12 protein-coding genes are annotated in these 14,339 nt (G+C 63.8%); 6 read left to right on the plus strand and 6 right to left on the minus strand.

The window, feature by feature from the left end; translation table 11 throughout:
* Positions 1-57: 57 nt before the first annotated feature.
* From GC119_RS06050 to GC119_RS06070, 5 genes are all read left to right on the plus strand, one after another.
* A complete protein-coding gene (locus GC119_RS06050; protein WP_151952732.1) occupies positions 58-942 on the plus strand; it encodes a DUF5926 family protein in 885 nt (294 codons plus the stop codon).
* Entirely contained in the window at positions 939-1,883 is a 945-nt protein-coding gene (gene pheA / locus GC119_RS06055) for a prephenate dehydratase (protein ID WP_151952733.1), read from the plus strand. The genes GC119_RS06050 and pheA overlap by 4 nt, the downstream gene beginning before the upstream one ends.
* A gap of 103 nt (positions 1,884-1,986) precedes the next feature.
* On the plus strand, positions 1,987-2,988 hold the full coding sequence (locus GC119_RS06060) for a methionine ABC transporter ATP-binding protein (RefSeq protein ID WP_151952734.1): 1,002 nt from the start codon (positions 1,987-1,989) through the stop codon (positions 2,986-2,988).
* Positions 2,985-3,740, plus strand: coding sequence for a methionine ABC transporter permease (locus tag GC119_RS06065; RefSeq protein WP_070575197.1), 756 nt, complete (start codon positions 2,985-2,987; stop codon positions 3,738-3,740). Before GC119_RS06060 ends, GC119_RS06065 begins: the two co-directional genes overlap by 4 nt.
* Positions 3,741-3,784: 44 nt before the next feature.
* Positions 3,785-4,603, plus strand: coding sequence for a MetQ/NlpA family ABC transporter substrate-binding protein (locus GC119_RS06070; protein ID WP_070575194.1), 819 nt, complete (start codon positions 3,785-3,787; stop codon positions 4,601-4,603).
* Between the two features lie 131 nt (positions 4,604-4,734).
* On the opposite strand, the gene GC119_RS06075 is transcribed toward GC119_RS06070, so the two are convergent.
* The 4 genes from GC119_RS06075 to GC119_RS06090 all read right to left on the minus strand — a co-directional run bounded on the left by GC119_RS06075 (position 4,735) and on the right by GC119_RS06090 (position 9,716).
* The gene (locus tag GC119_RS06075; RefSeq protein ID WP_193215635.1) at positions 4,735-6,258 is read right to left on the minus strand and encodes a serine hydrolase domain-containing protein; all 1,524 of its coding nucleotides are present in this window, start codon (positions 6,256-6,258) and stop codon (positions 4,735-4,737) included.
* 2 nt (positions 6,259-6,260) lie between these two features.
* On the minus strand, positions 6,261-7,706 hold the full coding sequence (locus tag GC119_RS06080) for an APC family permease (RefSeq protein WP_151952736.1): 1,446 nt from the start codon (positions 7,704-7,706) through the stop codon (positions 6,261-6,263).
* Positions 7,707-7,891: 185 nt separating this feature from the next.
* Positions 7,892-8,812: an NAD-dependent epimerase/dehydratase family protein gene (locus GC119_RS06085; RefSeq protein ID WP_151952737.1), complete on the minus strand. Its 921-nt coding sequence runs from the start codon at positions 8,810-8,812 to the stop codon at positions 7,892-7,894.
* Between the two features lie 82 nt (positions 8,813-8,894).
* The gene (locus tag GC119_RS06090; RefSeq protein ID WP_151952738.1) at positions 8,895-9,716 is read right to left on the minus strand and encodes an enoyl-CoA hydratase; all 822 of its coding nucleotides are present in this window, start codon (positions 9,714-9,716) and stop codon (positions 8,895-8,897) included.
* A 130-nt stretch (positions 9,717-9,846) separates the two neighbouring features.
* On the opposite strand from GC119_RS06090, the gene clpB reads away from it, so the two are divergent.
* A complete protein-coding gene (gene clpB / locus GC119_RS06095; RefSeq protein ID WP_151952739.1) occupies positions 9,847-12,447 on the plus strand; it encodes an ATP-dependent chaperone ClpB in 2,601 nt (866 codons plus the stop codon).
* Between the two features lie 73 nt (positions 12,448-12,520).
* Here the strand turns inward: clpB and GC119_RS06100 are convergent, their stop codons facing one another.
* Complete coding sequence (locus tag GC119_RS06100; RefSeq protein WP_070575177.1) at positions 12,521-13,237, minus strand: hypothetical protein; 717 nt, start codon at positions 13,235-13,237, stop codon at positions 12,521-12,523.
* Between the two features lie 13 nt (positions 13,238-13,250).
* Positions 13,251-14,036 carry an exodeoxyribonuclease III gene (locus tag GC119_RS06105; protein WP_151952740.1) on the minus strand — a complete coding sequence of 262 codons (786 nt, stop codon included), beginning with the start codon at positions 14,034-14,036 and terminating at the stop codon, positions 13,251-13,253.
* Positions 14,037-14,339 lie beyond the last annotated feature (303 nt).

Consider the following 14,339-nt stretch of genomic DNA (forward strand, 5'->3'; position numbering starts at 1 on the left):
TGGGCTCTGAGCGCCCAGTGGTATAAGCGGGACCTGCGCACACGTAGACTGTGCGGCATGGGAAAGAAGTCCAGGAAGTCATCAAAAGACGTCATCGCCAAGCGCCTTGCGAAAGCTCAGGCCGCAGCTTTTGTGCCCCGCCCCTACGAGGGTCTGCCGTTCGAAGTCGACATCGTCAGCCTCAAAGAGCTTGTCCCGGCGGCAACCGCTACTGCGAAGCTCAAAGATGAGTTCGGAGGGGATGAAGTCCTCATCGCCTCGCTGCTGCCGTCCGCCTGGCAGGCACACAAGCGCCACGACGGCGTGATCCTCGGCGGACTCCAGGTCCCAGTGTCCAGCCCCGACCCTTCGCGCGATCTCGCCGCAGCCCTGCTGGAAGTCAAGGACATGGAGCCCGGCGGTTTTGTCGGAGCCACCAGCAGCCCCGGAACTGGGCCGCGCCTGCAGGACATCCTCGATCTTGACGCTCCGTTCAAGGTGCGCGTGCACGAAACCTTCGACTACTGGATTCCGCAAGACGGTTCGCTTGATGACGACGAAGACACCCAGGCGGCAATCGAACAGGCCAACAACCTCATCAGCCCCACCGACAAGCTCGTCGAAGCCGAAGGCGCCTACTGGACCGAAATGGGCGACGGCCGCTATGTCCGCTGGGCGATCGGCGAGGACGAAGACACCGTCATGGACGCCCTGGCTCGCCTGCACGCAGACGGCAAGAACACCCTCGGCGGCATCGGCCGTTACCTGGGCACCTTCCGCACGCAGGGCATCGTCATCCCGGTGTGGGAAGTAGGCGCGGATGTCACAGCCGATGACGTCGATGCGGTCCTGGGCGACTTCGCCGAACTTCTCGCCCAGGCGCTGAAGAACACTGAGCCGCTCAGCGCAGACGAGCGCCGTGCGCGCGCCGGAGTTGTTTCGCGTCAGCTGACCATCCGATGACAGACACCCTGCGCTTCGGCTTCCTGGGCCCGGCCGCAACTTTCACGGAGGCCGCGCTGTTGCGCCTAATCGCCCAGCGCGGTTTTGCGAACGCGCAGCGCATTCCCGCAAACAGCGTGGACGAAGTGCTTGCGGCGGTGGCCGCCGGTGAGCTCTCCGGGGCCGTTGTGCCCATGGAGAACTCGGTTGAGGGCGGCGTGCCCGCCACACTCGACGCCCTCACTCGACACGGGGAGCTGCAGATTGTGGCGGAAACCCTCATAGATGTCCGCTTTGTGCTCGCAGCCCGGCCCGGAACGCAGCTGAGCGACATCACGGCATTCGGCACCCACCCCCACGCGGAAGCGCAGACTCGCGGATGGACGGCCAAGCACCTGCCCGGCGCCGCATATGTGCCGGCTTCAAGCACCGCTGCGGCTGCCCGGGCGACAGCAGACGGTGACGCTGACTACCAGGCTGCCGTGTGTCCGGCACTGGCCGCCCAGCGGTACGGGCTGAATGTGCTCGCCGAGAACATCGGCGACCGCCACGACACCGTCACCCGCTTTGTGCTGGTGCGCAAGCCCGCCGCGATGCCGCCGGCAACAGGGGCGGATAAGACGACGATCGTCGCCGCACTGGCATCCGACCGGGCGGGATCGCTGCTCGAACTGCTCGAACAGTTCTCCACTCGCGGAGTCAACCTCGCCCGCATTGAATCGCGGCCGACCGGTGACGGGCTGGGCCTCTACCAGTTCTCCCTCGACCTTGTCGGCCACGTGGCCGAACCGCGGATCGCCCAGGCGCTCGCCGGTGTGCACCGGCTGGCCCGGCGCGTTCAGTTCCTCGGCTCCTACCCGGCGGCGGAGACATCGGTCGAACCGGTAGACCTGCGGATGACGGCTGAGCGCTTCGAAGCGGCCGAAGCGTGGGTCGAGGGAATCCGCGGATACCTCAGCTGATCAGCGGAAACAAAAATGTAATTCGCGCCACAGCGCTGTCTCAAACCGTCACATGATTTCATGCAGCGGAATCCGGTAGTCCACAATCGTCGCCGGAGGTTTCATGATCACAATTGACGGTGTCAGCCGCACCTACGGCAGCGGAGAATCCGCAGTCCACGCGCTGCGCGATGTTTCGCTTCATGTTGAGCAGGGCAGCATATTCGGCGTTGTCGGCCAGTCAGGCGCCGGAAAGTCCACGCTTCTGCGCTGCGTCAACGCGCTCGAACGCCCAGACACGGGGACCGTGACAGTCGGCGAGCACCCCATCAGCTCCCTGCGCGGCCGCCGCCTGTCAGAGGCGCGCCACGACATCGGGATGGTGTTTCAGCACTTCAACCTCGTGGGCAACCGCACCGTGGCAGACAACGTCGACTTCGCCCTCGAAGCGGTCGGCCAGCCGCAGGCCAAGCGCCGTCAGCGCGTCGGCGAGGTCCTCGAACTCGTCGGCCTGTCACACAGGGCCGACCACCACCCGCGCCAGCTTTCAGGCGGACAGCGGCAGCGCGTCGGCATCGCCCGCGCACTGGCGGCAGAGCCCAAAGTGCTGCTCAGCGACGAAGCCACAAGCGCACTGGACCCCGAAACCACCCGATCGATTCTCGATCTGATCAAAAAGCTCAGCGTCGAACTCGACCTGACCGTCCTGCTCATCACCCACCAGATGGACGTCGTCAAGCGCATCTGCGATTCCGCGGCTCTTATGGAAGACGGTGCGGTGCAGGAAACGGGAACCTTACCGGAGCTCATCACGTCTCCCGGCAGCCGGATTGCCGACGAACTGTTCCCCGTCGGAACCTACGCGCCGATCGACGGACACGAAATCGTCGACGTCACCTATTTCGGCAGCGAAGCCACCGACGGTGCGGTCGTCAAACTCGCCCGCGAACTCGACATCGACGTCTCAATTCTCGGCGCCGCGCTGGAAACCGTTGACGGCAAGCAGGTCGGCCGCACCCGCCTGGCTGTGCCCGGCGACGCCCGGCAGGCCCAGGCGGTCGTCGACAGTTTCCACGCGCGCGGACTCACAGCTTGGCGTGCAGGCCAGCAGGGAGGTACCGCATGACCGACATCAACAACCCCGCCTTCTGGCCGGAGCTTTTCCGCGTTCTGTGGAAAGGCACCCAGGAAACCCTGTTCATGGGTTCGGTGGCAATGCTCTTCACCCTCCTGGTGGGTCTGCCGTTGGGCATTGTGCTCGTCGCAACGGAAAAGGACGGCTTCCTCGCCGCGCCGTTCGGCCAGCGCTGGCTCGGTGCGATCATCAACTGGGTGCTCGGCTTCGTCGTGAACGTCGGCCGCTCGGTGCCGTTCATCGTGCTCATGATTGCGCTCATTCCCACAACGCGCTTCGTCATGCAGGTGCTCACCGGCCGGCCCACGTTCATCGGCACGGAGGCCGCGACCGTCCCGCTGACGCTGGTTGCCATTCCGTTCTTCGCCCGCATGGTTGAAATTGCAGTGCGCGAAGTCGACCCCGGCCTGCTGGAGGCCGCCGAATCCCTTGGCGCGTCCAGGTGGCTGACCATCCGCCGCGTCATCATGCCCGAAGCAACCCCGTCAATCATCTTGGGCACGGCAACCACACTGACTTCGATCATCAACTTCTCGGCGATGGTCGGCACCGTCGGAGGCGGCGGCCTGGGACAGGTTGCGATTTCCTACGGGCATCAGATGTACTCGCCGATCCACATGATCGCCGTCATCATCATCCTGTTCGTGCTGGTGCAGATCATCCAGACGGCCCTGAGCTTCGTCGCCAAGCGCTACGGGCGCGCCAAACCCCGCCACCGTGGCTTCTTCAGCCGGCAGATCTGACAGCCTGCAGACAAACACACAGAAAAACCCACCTAAGGAGAACAATGAAGGTATCGGCTCGTCGCGGCATCATCGCCGCAGTCGCTGCTCTCAGCCTCACCCTGTCGGCCTGCGGCGGCGGTGCACAGAATGCGGAAGACGCATCGCTTGACACCCCGCTGAAGGTCGGAGCGCTTGCCGTCCCGGCCGGTAAAATGCTGACCTACGTGGCGGAGAACCTCGCCGAAAAGGAAGGCATTAAGGTCGAGTTCGTCGAGTTCAACGACTACAACACCCCCAACCCGGCGCTGGCCGACGGTTCGATTGACGCGAACCTGTTCCAGCACCAGGACTTCCTTGACACCTACAACAAGGAAGCCGGCGGCAATCTCGAATCGGTCGGCGAAATCTACCTGCCGGCCGCGGCTTTCCACTCGAAGAAGCACAAGTCGCTTGACGAACTTCCCGACGGTGCTGTCGTGTCGATCCCGAATGACCCGACGAACGAAGGCCGTGCTCTCGAACTGCTGCAGGACGCCGGCGTCATCAAGATTGAGGATGGCGCGACCAAGCCCGACGGCATCACTGAGAACAAGAAGAACTTCAAGTTCCAGGAAGTCGACAACGCGAGCCTTCCCCGCACCCTTGAAGACGACGATGCCGCATTCGTCACCTCGTCCTATGCCATCCCGGCAAAGCTGACGAAGGACACCATCATCGCGTCTGAAGAAGAGGGCTCGAAGTACTACAACGTGCTGGCCACCCGCCCTGAGCTCAAGGACGACGAGCGCATCGAGAAGCTGCACAAGATCCTGACCTCACAGGACATGGCGGACTTCATCAACGAAAAGTGGGACGGCCTCATTCTGCCGAACACCAAATAAGACTCACGCTGCACACAGTGGCACAAGGGGCCGCGGAACGATCACAGGATCTTCTCGCGGCCCCTGTTCTGTGTGCGCACGGACCGGGGCGGGCCGTGCTCGGACCGGGTTTGGGCCGATTGTCAGTGCGGTCAGTGCAGGCGGATGCTGAGCCCCTGGATCTGCTGGTAGGGGTTGAACGTCATGGTCACGGTGCGGCTTCCGGCTGCTCCGGTGACGGTCCACTGAGCTGACGAGGCGCCGGTGAACCGGGGCTCGATGCTCGCCTGTTCGATGTCTCCCGTGTGTTCGCAGGCTGCGGCCCATGCTGCAAGGCGCTCTCGGCGCGGCTGGTCGAGGTCGACGTTCATGGAGAAGACGCTCTCAGCCGCACTGTCGTCACCCGTGCGGATCATGTTTTCGGCGATGCGGGCCAGTTCCAGAGCACGTTCGTCGGGCAGGAACTCAGCGACGGACCGAACGGGGACAACTCGTCCGGCAGCAGGCCCGGTGGGGGTCGCAGTCGGCGCTTCTGAGCGCGGCCATGCGCGGTTGTCGGGATCTTCGCCGCGCTGGACTTCAAGCCCGGCTTCGAGTGCTTTGGCGGTGACGGCTTCCGTGGGGTAGCCGGTCAGCGCGGTGAAGAGAATGACCCCTGTGCGGCTGGCCGCGTGCCACCGCATGTGCAGTCCGAAGCCGGGATAGCCCCCGGAGTGTCCGGCGAAGCTGCCGTAGCGGGTGTCGAAATAGCACCGCAGGCCCAGACCGTAGCCGCCGCTGACCGCGAACTGCTCGCTGCGCTTCGGCCCGGTTGCAGATGTTCCGTGCGTGATGTCCATGGCTCGCACCGGCTGCTGCTGGTCAGCCAGCACTCGCCGCCACAGTCGTGCCCGCTGTGGCGTGTCGTCGCCCGTGGCGGCGGCAAGAGCCCGGAACGCCGCATCGTCGCCTTCGGGGCTGAGGGCATCAATGTGGGCGCGCACCCACACCGAAAGGTCACCCACGGTCGAAGCCAGTCCGCCGATGGCAGAGAACGCTCCGGGCAGCGAAACGGGCTGCGGTTCGAGTTCACCGTCCCGGTTTCGCCGGTATCCCGTGACCAGGCGGTCGGCATCGAGCCTTCGGACATCAAAACCAGATGACGTCATGCCCAGGGGTGTGAGGAAAACATCGTCAATCAGCTGTGCGAACGGCTTCTGCGCGGCACGTTCGATCACGAGGCCGGCAACCGCGTAGCCCAGATTCGAGTAGCGGTAGGCCGTGCCGGCCGGGAAGTCGCGAATCGCAGGTTTGCCCAGAAGGTCAGAGAAGTCCTCGGCAGACATCGACTCCTGGCGGTCTGCCCACGGGTCATCCGTGGGCAGACCCGAAGACATCCGCAGCAGATCGTCGATGACAACGTCCTCAGCCCACCCGGCATCGGCCAGTTCGGGCACCCAGTCGAGGACAGCATCGTCCATTCGCACCGGCTTGCCCGGAATGAGCCCCCGGACCAGACCGGTCAGGGCAGCCGCCGTGAACGACTTCGTGATCGAGGCGACCCGGAAGATGCGGTCCCGGCCGTCGACCTCGTGCAGCTGGCCGTCCGAGATGATTCCGAACGCCGTTTCCGGCACGCGCGCGGTTTCACGGCGAATGGTGTCGACAATGGCTTCGCGTGCAGTGGGCGAAAGCACTCTCACTGTTCCTTTTCTGCTGTTTGAGCTTTGGCTTCGTCAACGTGGAGATTGGCGTAGGAATCGCCGAGGATTTCGTGCAGACCCTCGTCGTAGCCGATCGTGCGGCGGCTGGCCGCAAATGCGTACATGACGGCGCCCAGCAGCATCCAAGCGCCCAAGATGATGTATTCGGCCGGCCACACCAGCGACGACGAGGTTCCGGGAGCCAGCGCCCACACGATGACGCCGATGGCGCCCAGTCCGCCGATCGCGGGCAGGAACGACAGTTTGGAACGGCGAACCGCCTGCGGGTAGCGCCGCGGCAGCAGGTACTTGGCGAGCACCACCATGAACCACACAACGCCCAGGTATACGCCGCCGGTGTCGAGGAACCACACAACCGCACCCGGACCAAGCCAGCCCAGGGCAAGGGTGACGGCAGTCGTGACGATGAGAGCGCGGCCGGGAGTCTGCCTCTTGGGGTTGATGGCGGCCAGGCTCGGCGGGAGCAGCTGGCCGCGGGCCATGGCGACGATGATGCGCGAACTTGCCACGAACAGGCCGAGGAAGCTGGTGAGCAGGCCGAGGAACGCAATCGCGTAGGCGCCCGAGCCCAGAATGGGGAAGCCCGCCTCGGTGAACGCTGACACGGTGCCCAGGTCCATCTTCGCGACGTCCTGCCACGGCATGACCCACGCGGTTGCGGCGAGCACCGCGGTGTAGAACAGACCGGCGGTGATGACGGTGAGGACCACGGCGCGTCCTACGCGCTTCGGTGAGATCTTCGCGTCTTCGGCAAGGACTGCGACAAGGCCGAAACCGGCCAGGAAGGTCATACCGGGGATGATGAAGCGCAGGGTGTCAGACACCGGAGCCGCACCCTCGGCATAGGCCGGGAAGAAGTTCGACGGTGAGCCGCTTGCGAAGCCCACGACGATGAGGGCCGCGCCGATCAGCACAATTGCTGCGAACATGAACATCTGCACGCGCCCGCCGATCTCAATGCCGAACCAGTTGAGCGCAAACATCAGCAGGGTGAGGATGACGCCGACGGCCAGCACCGGCAGGTACACGGTTTCACCGTTGATGGTGTACAGCGGCATCGTCTTCATGGCGGGCACGAAATTGCTCAGCAGGAAGCCGAAGGCCGTGACATAGAACGCCAGGGACGACACATAGGCGCCCAGCAGCATCCAGCCGGTGAAGAACGCCGGACCGCGGCCCATCGTGGTGTAGGAGAAGACCACTTCACCGCCGGCGCGGGGAAAAGCTGCCGTCAGCTCTGAGTAGGCCAGGGCGACAAAGGAAGCCAGGAGAACACCGAGCAGCAGGCCGAAGACCATGCCGCCGGAGCCGTAGGAGTCCATGAGCTTGGAGTTGGTGTAGATCCAGCTGGTTCCGATGACGCCGGCCACGCCGAATGCCAAAAGCTGGAAAAGGCCGAGCGACTTTTTGAGTTCAGCCACGATGTCCTTCCGGAAAAAGAGCGCCCGACCTTCCCTGGCCGCAGCGCCCGATGAGCATTTGCGCTTCATGATACGACGTGCGGTGTGACCTGCGTCAATGCCGCCTGTGACGGTCGGAGGCGGTGCCGAGGAGCGGTGCGAGGAAACGGCGGCCGGGGATGGGGAGGGGCAGGTGCCGGGCAGTCTCAGCTGTCCCTGCGGGCGAGCCCCTGAACGGGTTCGACGTGCAGAAGTCTGCGCAGGCGGCCCAAATTGAGAGTGCGGGACTGGGCAATCCGGCGCACCGCAAAGCGGTCGAGCCCGTCCTTTGGCCGGCGGCCGGTCTTTTCGCGCAGCCAGGCCGTTGTCAGCGCGAGGTCGGCAGCCCGGTCGTCAAAGTTGTAGGGCCCAAGGCCGGTGCGGGCCATGAACGTGTTGATCGCATCGCGCAGAACATAGGGTTCGGGGTCTGACACGTTGATCGGCCCGTAGGCTTCTGGGTGCCGCAGACCGGCGGTAACCGCTGCGGCGACATTTTCAGCACTGGCCAATGCTGTTTTCTGGCGGCCTCCGCCGGGCAGTTCGATAACGCCCTTCTTAGTGGCAAGTGACTGAAGAAAAGGAAAATTGCGCCGGTCACCCGGACCGTAGACGGGAGCCGGGCGCAGGATGAGCGCGTCCGGGCGCAGGCGGGTGACAACCTTTTCGGCTTCGACCTTCGAGCGTTCGTACTCGGTGGTAAAGCACGCAAGGTCCGCAGGTCCGTGCTCTTCGTAAATGTCCCGGAGCCCGCGGCGGGGGTCATAGACATCGGCACAGGACAGGAAGATGAAGCGGGCCCGGGGGAACGCGTCGAGCACATTGCGGGTTCCCGTGACGTTGACGCTGTGGGCGTCCTGCTGCGAAAGGCCTCCGCCGCTGACACCGGCGGCGTGGACGACGGCGCTGATGTCACGGCCGGTCACACGGCAGTCCGCGGGTGTGCGGATGTCCCATTCGATGTGCTCGACCGAATCGTCATGGGGGGCAGACGTCCCAGCGCTCACCGGGGTGTGGCCGGCTGCCCGCAGTGCAGAGATGACGGCGCGCCCAATGCATCCGGAAGCGCCGGTGACAAGAACAGTCATAGGCTCAGATTAGCGCGCTCACACCGCTTTGGCCGGTATGCGGCCGGTGTCGCCCGAGCAGTGTTGTGTAGGCAGCGGCGGTCTAGGTGCGGTCGATGTCCTTGCTGACGAGGCCCTCGGCTTCGGAATGGCCGTGGGTCCACTCCGGGGAACGCTTTTGAAGAAAAGCCGTAATGCCCTCCTGTGCGTCGGTGAGCACGGCGTTGTCGGCCATGACCCGGCCCATGCGGGAGTAGGCCTCGGTTGTGCTCAGGGAAATCTGCTCGTAGAAGGCGCGCTTGCCGATCGACACCGTGGTCGACGAGGACTGGGCGACGGTGCGGGCCACTTCGAGTGTGCGCTCGCGCAGGGCGTAGGCGGGTGCGGTGTGTGAAACAAGGCCGCGCTGGAAGGCCTCTTCTGCCTTCATCGGCTCTCCGGTCAGGAGCATCCGCATGGCCGTTTTGCGGTTGACCGCGCGCGACAGCGCGACCATCGGAGTTGAACAGAACAGGCCGATGGTCACACCGGGGGTGGCAAAGGATGCGCTTTCAGAAGCCACAGCGAGGTCGCAGGTGGCCACCAGCTGACAGCCCGCCGCGGTTGCCAGGCCCTGCACTTCTGCAATGACCGGCTGCGGAATGGACTGGATGATCCGCATGAGCAGGGTGCAGGTGTCGAAGATGTTCTGCTGGGTTGCGTGATCGCTTCCCTGGACTTCGCGCAGGTCATGGCCTGCGGAGAAAACCTTGCCGGTCGACGCGAGGACGATGGTCCGAACTTCCGTGTTCTTGCCGACTGTGCGGAAGGAGTCGATGAGTTCGTTCATCATCTTCCGGGACATGGCGTTGCGGTTTCCGGGACTGTTGAGGGTAATGAGCGCAATCGGGCCGTCGTATTCGAGCGTCACCAGTTCTTCAGACATGTGTTCAGTCTGCCAAAGACCGTGCGGCGCGAAAAGAATCAAGGACAGAAATCTTAGGTTGAGCGGAATAGACTCAACCTTGTTGAAGTTACCTGTATGAACATAGTTTTGCAGGAAGGGAGGTGTCCCCATGGACACCAAATTCACCTCACGATCGCAGGAGGCTCTGTCCACCGCGATCAAGGACGCAGCGCAGCGTGGAAACTCGCAGGTTGAGCCTGCGCACCTTCTCGCCGCTCTGCTCGAGGGCGAAGACAGCATTGCCGGAGCCCTCATCACTCACCTGGGCGGACGTCCCCAGGATATTCGCAGCCGTGCTCAGGCCGTCGTTGCCGGACTGCCGTCTGCCAGCGGATCGTCCGTCAGCCAACCGCAGCTCTCAAGGGCCGGGCTGTCGGTCATCAGCAGCGCCGAAAAGGAAATGCAGGCACTCGGTGACCAGTACGTCTCAACCGAACACCTCCTTTTGGGTGTCGCGGCCGATTCCGGTGAAGCCGGCAAGCTGCTCAGTGCCGAAGGCATTACCCGCGACGCGCTGCTTGCCGCCCTGCCGGAAGTCCGCGGCGGTCGCAAGGTCACCAGCGAAAACCCGGAAGACACCTTCCAGGCGCTGGAGAAGTACGGCATCGACCTGACCCAGCAGGCCCGCGACGGGAAACTCGACCCCGTCATCGGCCGCGACTCCGAAATCCGCAGGGTCGTTCAAGTGCTGTCGCGTCGCACAAAGAACAACCCGGTGCTCATCGGCGAAGCCGGTGTGGGCAAAACCGCCGTTGTCGAAGGTCTCGCGCAGCGCATGGTCGCAGGCGATGTTCCCGAAAGCCTGCGCGGCAAGCAGCTGGTCAGCCTCGACCTGTCGGCCATGGTGGCAGGCGCAAAGTACCGCGGTGAATTCGAAGAGCGCATGAAGGCCGTTCTTGAGGAGATCAAGAACTCCGAAGGTCAGATCGTCACCTTCATCGACGAAATCCACACGCTCGTCGGTGCGGGTGCCACGGGCGATTCCGCAATGGATGCGGGCAATATGCTCAAGCCCATGCTGGCCCGCGGCGAACTGCGGCTGGTGGGTGCGACAACGCTTGACGAGTACCGCGAGAACATCGAAAAGGACCCCGCCTTGGAGCGCAGGTTCCAGCAGGTGTTCGTGGGAGAGCCGAGCGTGGAGGACTCGATTGCCATTCTGCGCGGGCTGAAGGAGCGCTACGAAGCTCACCACAAGGTGACGATCGCAGACTCCGCCCTGGTTGCCGCCGCGTCGCTGTCGAACCGCTACATCACCGACAGGCAGCTGCCGGACAAGGCCATCGACCTCGTAGATGAGGCCGCCAGCCGTCTGCGCATGGAAATCGATTCGGCACCTGTCGAAATCGACCAGCTGCAGCGCGATGTCGACCGCCTCAAAATGGAGGAGATGGCGCTGTCAGCTGAAACCGACGAGGCTTCGAAGGAGCGGCTGGCCGCTTTGCGCGAAGACCTTGCAGACAAGCAGGAAACCCTGTCCGGTCTGACCGCGGCCTGGGAATCACAGCGTGCAGGTCTGAACCGCCTGGGCGAACTGCGGCAGAAGCTGGATGATCTGCGCAGCCAGGCGGAGATTGCGCGGCGCGACACGGACCTCGAAACGGCATCGCGCCTGCTGTACGGCGAAATCCCGCAGGTCGAAAAGGAGATCGCCGCGGCAGAAGAAGCCGAATCGGCTGCCGGATCTCAGGCCAAGCAGATGGTGGGCGAACAGGTCACGGCCGACGACATCGCCGAAGTCGTATCGTCGTGGACGGGCATTCCCGCCGGTCGTCTGCTGGAAGGCGAACGGGAGAAGCTGCTGCACGCGGAAGAGCACATCGGCAAGCGGCTCATCGGCCAGAAGAAGGCCGTTGAAACCGTGTCGGATGCTATCCGCCGTGCGCGCGCCGGGGTTTCTGATCCCAACCGTCCCACGGGTTCGTTCCTGTTCCTGGGGCCGACCGGTGTGGGCAAAACGGAACTGGCCAAGTCCCTAGCCGACTTCCTGTTTGACGACGAGCGCGCCATGATCCGCATTGACATGTCCGAATACGGCGAAAAGCACTCGGTGGCCCGGCTTGTCGGCGCCCCTCCGGGCTACGTCGGATACGAAACGGGCGGTCAGCTGACCGAGGCTGTTCGCCGCAGGCCGTACTCCGTGGTCCTGTTGGACGAGGTGGAGAAGGCACACCCGGATGTCTTCGACATTCTGCTGCAGGTGCTTGATGACGGTCGGCTGACCGACGGTCAGGGTCGAACCGTTGACTTCCGCAACACGGTGCTCATTTTGACGTCGAACCTGGGAAGCCAGTTCATGGTCGACCAGACGCTCGATGCCAAGACAAAAGAGGATTCGGTCATGGACGTGGTGCGCACCGCGTTCAAGCCGGAATTCCTCAACCGTTTGGATGACGTTGTCATGTTCGATGCCCTCAGCAGGGAAGACCTGGCGCGGATCGTCGATCTGCAGATCGACGCAATGCAGCAGCGTCTGAGTGAACGCCGCATTGCCCTGGAGATCACGCCCGAAGCTGCTGGCTACCTGGCGCAGGAAGGCTACGATCCGGCATTCGGCGCTCGCCCGCTGCGCCGTCTGGTGCAGCGCACGATCGGCGATGGCCTGGCCAAGGAGATTCTGGCAGGCGAAGTGCGCGATGGCGACACCGTGCGCGTCGACGCTGCCGAATCCGGCGGGCTGTCGATTGTTCCGGTCGAGCACGCCGACTGACAGTCACCGCTTAAGCACTCAGGGGCGTGGAGAATACTCCGCGCCCCTGAGTGCTGTGTGGTTCACCAGCCGATTATGCGGTCTGGCTGTAGTCCTCGGTCATATCTGAGCCGTCCGGGCGCTGGACCGCGCAGATGATGCGCCGGTTTTCGGGGTCTTGCCAGGCGGTGGCATTGGGGGTGAAGTAGACCACTTTGAGGCCGTCCGCGTTGGCGCGGTCGGAGTCGAGTTCAAAGCGCGCGGTTTTGCAGTAGGTGCTCCCGTCGCGCTTGAGGGTTTCAAGGCCGGGGTAGGTGCCCGACTGGCTGGGCGTGCGGCCCACCGAGTAGATCTGGTGGACGTGCGGATCACTGCAGGGGACGGTGGTCGGGGCCGTCCCGTTGGAAAGGTCGACAATGCAGTCGCCTGCTCTGAGCTGCCCCAGGTTGCTCTTCACATCGGCGTTTGGGGGAGGCGGGCTGTTGGGCTTGTCGGAGCTGTACGGCAACGGCGCGGGCCGGCTGGTGGGGGATGAGTCACCCGGGGACGGTTCGGCGGTGGGCTCTGATTTCAGGGCGACGAAGCCGAAGATGCCAAGGCCCACCATGCCGAGGAAAGCAAACACCAGGACCAGTCCGCCGCCGACGAGCCCGATGATCAGCCCCGTGTTGCTCTTCTTGGGCGGTGGCAGCGGCGGTGGGGGGGGGGCGGGAAAGGAGGCGGGCTGTTGGGGGATGTTGCCGTAGTGCGGCGGCTGCGGCCTGGGCCCGTAGGGGCCCGGCGGCGGGTTCGTCGGCGGCTGAGCTGGCATTGAGAACTCCCTGTCAGATGCGGTAGTCGACCCAAACGGGCGCGTGGTCAGATGCTCCTTTGCCCTTGCGCTCTTCACGGTCGATGTGGGCGTCGACAGCGGTTGCGGCCAGAGCGGGTGAGGCCAGTTGGAAGTCAATGCGCATGCCCTCCCGTTTGGGGAAGCGCAGACGCTGGTAGTCCCAGTAGGTGTAGACGCCGGGGCCAGGAGTGAACTGGCGCGTGGTTTCCTTCAGGCCCGCGTCGGCGAGATTGCGGAATGCTTCGCGTTCGGGTTCGGACACGTGCGTCAGGCCGGCAAAGGCCTCCATGTCCCAGACGTCTTCGTCCAGTGGTGCGACATTGAAGTCTCCGACCATGACAAAGCGGTCGTCGGGGTCTGCGGCGAGCCGCTGTGCTGCGACATCGCGCAGGCGGTTCAGCCATTCGAGTTTGTAGTGGTAGTGCGGGTGATCGAGTTCTCGGCCGTTGGGCACGTAGAGCGAATAGACGCGCACCCCGCCGGTGTCGGCTGACAGTGCGCGCGCTTCGAGTGCATCGTTGAATTCGGGCATTCCCCGAAACCCGATTTCGACATTGTCCAAGCCGACGCGGCTGGCGATTGCAACGCCGTTCCACTGATTGAGCCCGTGGTAGGCGACGTCATAGCCGCGGGAGGAGAAGATGTCTTCGGGAAACTGGCTGTCGCGGCACTTGAGTTCTTGAATGGCCAGGACGTCGACGTCTGAGCGGTCAAGAAAAGCCCCGATGCGCTCGGCGCGGGCTCGGATCGAGTTGACATTCCAATTCACAATTCGCACGAGGCCAGCCTAACGGCTGCCGCTGACACGGTCACGGGCGCTGTGCTCTGAAGGTGCATGCTCGCTCGTGCAGAAGCAGTGCGGATTGACAATAGGCGATATTCGCGAAAATGCTGTCCGCATAGTGAAAATATGCAGACAAAAGAATTTTTATCTATGTAAGCTGAATCACGTCTACTCGGTGGGGATCGAGTAGATCTCACGGACGTATGGGGATGCGTCCAGGTACTCGAGGGGAGTGCTCCGAAGGCCCGGCAGCTGACAGCCGGGCCTTCGATCGTTTTGTGGGCGAGCCGATTGCCC

Origin of the sequence: Brevibacterium sp. Marseille-P9724, from assembly GCF_902500275.1 — a bacterium.
In the GTDB taxonomy this organism is placed as follows: Bacteria; Actinomycetota; Actinomycetes; order Actinomycetales; family Brevibacteriaceae; genus Brevibacterium.

Coding starts and splice junctions, on each gene's coding strand:
- GC119_RS06050 (WP_151952732.1), top strand. CDS start 58: ATGGGAAAGAAGTCCAGGAAGTCATCAAAAGACGTCATCGCCAAGCGC.
- pheA (WP_151952733.1), top strand. CDS start 939: ATGACAGACACCCTGCGCTTCGGCTTCCTGGGCCCGGCCGCAACTTTC.
- GC119_RS06060 (WP_151952734.1), top strand. CDS start 1,987: ATGATCACAATTGACGGTGTCAGCCGCACCTACGGCAGCGGAGAATCC.
- GC119_RS06065 (WP_070575197.1), top strand. CDS start 2,985: ATGACCGACATCAACAACCCCGCCTTCTGGCCGGAGCTTTTCCGCGTT.
- GC119_RS06070 (WP_070575194.1), top strand. CDS start 3,785: ATGAAGGTATCGGCTCGTCGCGGCATCATCGCCGCAGTCGCTGCTCTC.
- GC119_RS06085 (WP_151952737.1), bottom strand. CDS start 8,812: ATGACTGTTCTTGTCACCGGCGCTTCCGGATGCATTGGGCGCGCCGTC.
- GC119_RS06090 (WP_151952738.1), bottom strand. CDS start 9,716: ATGTCTGAAGAACTGGTGACGCTCGAATACGACGGCCCGATTGCGCTC.
- clpB (WP_151952739.1), top strand. CDS start 9,847: ATGGACACCAAATTCACCTCACGATCGCAGGAGGCTCTGTCCACCGCG.
- GC119_RS06100 (WP_070575177.1), bottom strand. CDS start 13,237: ATGCCAGCTCAGCCGCCGACGAACCCGCCGCCGGGCCCCTACGGGCCC.